This is a genomic window from Acidovorax delafieldii 2AN (assembly GCF_000175235.1).
GTDB lineage: Bacteria > Pseudomonadota > Gammaproteobacteria > Burkholderiales > Burkholderiaceae_C > Acidovorax > Acidovorax delafieldii_B.
Genome location: NZ_ACQT01000251.1, coordinates 1 through 5,089, shown reverse-complemented (window position 1 = coordinate 5,089; position 5,089 = coordinate 1). Strand labels below are relative to the sequence as shown.

At 68.3% G+C, this 5,089-nt stretch carries 3 protein-coding genes; 2 read left to right on the top strand and 1 reads right to left on the bottom strand.

The window, feature by feature from the left end; all coding sequences use genetic code 11:
* Positions 1 to 461: DUF3325 family protein (locus tag ACDELDRAFT_RS18980; protein WP_005799642.1), on the top strand; the 461-nt coding region annotated here is incomplete at its 5' end.
* A gap of 194 nt (positions 462 to 655) precedes the next feature.
* Entirely contained in the window at positions 656 to 2,812 is a 2,157-nt protein-coding gene (locus tag ACDELDRAFT_RS18975; protein WP_005799641.1) for a TonB-dependent receptor, read from the top strand.
* A 310-nt stretch (positions 2,813 to 3,122) separates the two neighbouring features.
* Here ACDELDRAFT_RS18975 and ACDELDRAFT_RS18970 read toward each other — a convergent pair whose 3' ends face one another.
* On the bottom strand, positions 3,123 to 5,036 hold the full coding sequence (locus ACDELDRAFT_RS18970) for a B12-binding domain-containing radical SAM protein (protein ID WP_198403270.1): 1,914 nt from the start codon (positions 5,034 to 5,036) through the stop codon (positions 3,123 to 3,125).
* Between the last annotated feature and the right edge of the window lie 53 nt (positions 5,037 to 5,089).

Below are 5,089 nucleotides of genomic sequence, written 5' to 3'. Positions count from 1 at the left end.
ACCTTGGCCTGGCATCTGTGGCCGCGCGCGACAGCTGCCCCATCCGCCAGCGCCCGCAGCTCTGGCAGGGCCACGCCCCCGGCGCTGCCCACCCCAAGACCGGTCAGCCACCCGTTGCCGGGGTTGAACCCATGAGTGCCTTTCTGCTGTGTTTTGCCGCCTGGACCGCCCTGGCGCTGGGCATGGACCGCCACCATGCGGACGCGCGGGGCCGTGACGCGTCATTGCGGCAGTTGCAGGGCCTGCGCGGCGGCGGCTGGCTGTTGTTGCTGCTGTCGCTCGGGCTTGCCGCACGGTCGGGCAGCGGCCCGGCATCGCTGGCGGTGACCGCCTGGGCCGTGGCACTGTCGCTGGCGGCGCTGGCGGTGACAACCGTTCTCACCTGGTGGCCCCGCCGGCTGGCCGGGCTGGCGCAACTGGCGTTCTGCGCTGGCGTCCTCGCGGCGGCCGAAGGATGGTGATGGCCCCTTCCTTGCGCACCAGTCGCGCCTGTAGCGCCTGCCCCACCCGCCAGCGCCCGCCGTAGCGCACGCGGCGGTGCCAGCAACGCCTGCACTTCCCCCCATTTTTCCAACACCACCCCCCGCAAGCCCGCTGCCCCGCAGCCGCCAGCCAGGCCCGTGCTGTTTCCCCACTTTTATCTTGAAGGAAACCCATGCGCTCTTCGCTCTCCCATGCCCTCACGCCCCTGGCCGCCGCCTTGCTGGCCGCCCTGGCCCACCCCGTCTTCGCCCAGACACCCGCGTCCGCCGCCCCACCCCAGGCCCTGGGTGAAGTCACCATCCGGTCGTCGGCGGACGACGATGCGTATTCGCCCGCCACCAGCAGCACCGCCACCAAGGGCAGCGCGCCGCTGCGCGACGTGCCGCAGGCCGTGAACGTAGTGCCCGGCCAGTTGCTGCGCGACCAGGGCGCGCGCTCGATGGAAGACGCGCTGCGCAACGTGCCCGGCGTGGCCATGAGCCACGGCGACGGCCAGCGCGACCAGGTGGTGATCCGCGGCTTCACGGCCATTGCCGACCAGTTCGTGGACGGAGTGCGCGACGACGCGCTGTACTTCCGCGATTTGGCCGACATCGAACGCGTGGAAGTGCTCAAGGGCCCGGCGGCCGTGCTGTACGGGCGCGGCTCGTCGGGCGGCCTGATCAACCGCGTGACCAAGAAACCGAAGTTCGGCGAGACCTCGGGCGAGGCCACGCTGGGCCTGGGCAGCTTCGATTACCGCCGCGCCACGGCGGACGTGAACCTGGGCATCAACGACGCCGCGGCCTTCCGCCTGAACATGGCGGCAGAAGACTCGGGCAGCTACCGCGACCAGCAGTTCGTGAAACGCTACAACTTCGCGCCGTCTCTGGCGCTCAAGCTGGCCGCACAGACCGACCTGCTGCTGCAGTACACCAACGCGCGCGACAAGCGCCTGACCGACTTCGGCATCCCCGCGCTGAACGGTCGCCCCGTGGATGTGCCCGCCAGCACCTACTACGGCTCGCGCAACGCCGCGCAGGACGACACCACCACCAGCACCATCCAGTCGTTTGCGGCCACGCTGAACCACCGCTTCAACGACGACTGGTCGGTGCGCAACATCACACGCGCCTACGGCTACGCGCTCGACCGTTACAACACCCTGCCCGGCGGCACCACCAACCCGGTGGACATGACCGTGGGGCGCACCCGCTCGTTCATCCTGCGCGACGAGACAGGCCTGTTCAACCAGACCGACGTGACCTGGCGCAACCAGCTCGGCGGCCTGCGCCAGGAATGGCTGATGGGCGTGGAACTGGGCTCGCAGAAGAAGCGCTCCGAATCCGTCTCGGGCGGGGCCGACCGTGTCTCCATCCTGAACCCGGCCGGCGTGGCCGCGCCGGTGATTCCGGCGGCCAACTACGCCGCCGACAGCGCCATTCCCAGCCACACCACGCAGGACACCGCCGCGCTGTACTGGCAGGACCAGATCACGCTGGCGCCCCAGTGGAAGGCACTGGTGGGCGCGCGCTACGACGTGTTCCGGCAGCAGACCGAGTTTGACCGCAAGCTCTCCGCGCTGTCGCGCACAGACCGGAAGTTCAGCCCCCGCGCCGGCCTGGTGTGGCAGCCCAGCGATACGGTGTCGTACTACGTTTCGTACAGCAAGTCGTTCCAGCCTTCGGGCGAGGCGTTCGCGCTGGCCGCCAGCACCACCGCTAACGAACCCGAGATCACGCAGAACAAGGAGATCGGCGTCAAGCTCGACCTGCTCGATGGCCGCCTGAACATGACCGGCGCCCTCTTCAATCTCGAGCGCACCAACATCAAGAACACCGATCCGACCAACCCCTCGCGCCAGATCAACGTGGGCACGCAGCGCACCAACGGCTTCGAGCTGACCGCCAACGGCCGCCTGCCGGGCCGCTGGGACGTGGGTGCGGGCTATGCCTATCTGGACGGCCGCATGACGAAATCGCTGGCCACCACGGGTTCGCTGCAGTTGCCGACCGCCGCCATTGCGGCGCAGGGCAAGGTGCCGGCGCTCACCCCCCGCAACTCCGCCTTCCTGTGGGCCATGAAAGACCTGGGCCATGGTTTGCGCCTGGGCGGCGGCATGAGCTACGTGGGGGCGCGCTTCACCTCGCTGACCAACCTGGTCACGCTGCCGGCCTACACCACCGTGGACGCGGCGCTGCAGTACACGCTGGGCGCGTGGGATGTGGATGTCAATGTGAAGAACCTCGCGAACCGCAAATACTACGTGTCGGCCCACGGCAGCAACGACAACCTGATCCTGCCCGGCTCGCCGCGCTCGGTGCAGGTGACGCTGCGCCGGCATTTCTGAGGCACTGGTGCGTTTTCAAGGTGTTTTTGCGCCATAGCGCTTGCGCAATCTTCGCGAGCAGCTATCAATACAAGAGCATCATGGCGTGCGCGGCCTATCGATGCAGCCCGTACCCTGCTGCCAAGGCCGCTGTGTGGCACGGGGACTCGTGGGGCTTGTGAAGTCTCTGGGTTCCACGCTGCATTCCACCAACCCTGCCACCGCAACCTTCGGTGGCATCGCTGTTCCCGAGCGCCTTCGGGTACCCGCCATGCCCCCGGCGTGGCGGGGCAACGGGCCGGCGATGCCGTGCGGGCTGCCCCCGCGGGGGTTATCCGCGCTCGCGCAGGGCCCGCTCGATGCGGTGGCGCGCCACGGTGGTCTTGGGCACCTTGAAGGGGAACCAGCTGCGCACGTCTTCTTCGAGCCCGATGCCATGCATATAGTTGTAGATGGCCTTCTTGAGCGCGCCACCCAGGGCATCGTGGTCCACGCCCGTGGGGTCGTGAAAGCCGATGTCGTTCTTGGCAAAGCTCACCGGGGGCAACGGCTGCAGGGTCACGCCATATTCCTCGGGCGCCTGGCCCACGGGCGAATGCACGGTGCAGGCAAAGCGGTGGAAGAACCCGCTCTGGATGCAGCCATTGGCGAACAGCTGGCGCACGTACTCCAGCGCGTCCACGGTGTCCTGCACGGTCTGGGTGGGAAAGCCATACATCAGGTAGGCGTGCACCAGGATGCCGGCCTCGGTGAACGCCCGCGTCACGCGGGCCACCTGGTCCACCGACACGCCCTTCTTCATCAGGCCCAGCAACCGGTCGGAAGCCACCTCCAGCCCACCCGAAATGGCGATGCAGCCGCTGTCGGCCAGCAGGTTGCACAGCTCGGGGCTGAAGGTCTTTTCAAAGCGGATGTTGCCCCACCACGAGATGCCGGCATTGCGCGCCATGAGTTCGGTGGCCAGCGCCTTCAACGCCTTGGGCGGCGCCGCTTCGTCCACGAAGTGGAACCCCGTCTGCCCGGTTTCGCGCACGATGGCTTCGATGCGGTCGGCCAGCACAGTGGCCGACGCGCCTTCGTAGCGGCCGATGTAGTCCAGGCTCACATCGCAAAAACTGCACTTCTTCCAGTAGCAGCCATGGGCCACGGTGAGCTTGTTCCAGCGCCCGTCGCTCCACAGCCGGTGCATGGGGTTGAGCATGTCGAGCAGCGAGAGGTAGCGGTCGAGCGGCAGGCCGTCCCAGGTGGGGGTGCCCACCTCGGCAAAAGCGATGTCGGCTTCCATCATGTTCACGTACTGCACGGCGCCCGCATCGTCGCGCACGAAGGTGCGCACCAGCCGCTGGCGGCCACGCTGGCCCTGCAGATGCTCCAGCAGCGCCAGCAGCGGGCGCTCGCCCGCGTCGAGCGTCACATAGTCGAAGTAGTCGAACACGCGCGGCTCGGTCAGCTCGCGCAGCTCGGTGTTGACGAAGCCGCCGCCCAGCACCGTGACGATGTGGGGGTGGCGTGCCTTGATGGTCTGTGCAATGCGAAAGGCCGCGTAGGCCGAGCCAGGAAACGGCACCGACAGCAGCACCACGGTGGGCGCATGGCGTTCCACCGCCGCCAGGGTCAGCTCGCGCAGGGTGTCGTCCACCAGGTTGGGCGCAGCGGCCAGCGCCTGGGCCAGCGGCTCGAAGGTGGGCTGGCTGCCCGCCAGCGACTCGGCATAGCGCACAAACTCAAAACGCGGGTCGACCGCATCGCGCAGCACATCGGCCAGATCGTTGAGGTACAGCGTGGCCAGGTGCTTGGCGCGGTCGTGCAGGCCCAGCGCGCCAAAGGCCCAGCCCAGCGGGTCGCCGCCCTCGTCGTCCACATACACATCCAGCGAGGCAAAGCGCGGCCCCTCGGGCAGGAAATTGCGCCCCACGATGCGGTGCGCCAGGGTGGAATCCCGCCCCTGCAGAAATGCGATGGCGGGCGCGATGGTGGCCAGGTACCGATCGCGCTGTGCCACGAATGCCTGCAGGGAGGGGCTGTGCTTGCGGGCGGGTAGCGCGTCCACCACGGCGGCAATGGCACGCAGGCCTTCGGGGGACAGCAGCTGCAGCACCAGCGCCAGCGCCAGGTCTTCCTGCACCGCCGCGATGCCGCGTGAACGCAAAAACCCCGTGAGGTACGCGGTGGACGGATACGGGGTGTTGAGCTGCGTCATCGGCGGGATGACGGACAGGACGCGAAGAAGAGGCTGGGAGGGCATGGAGGTGTGCAGGGGTGGCCGCCAGGGCGCGGGCGGCTGCCGATTATCGGCGG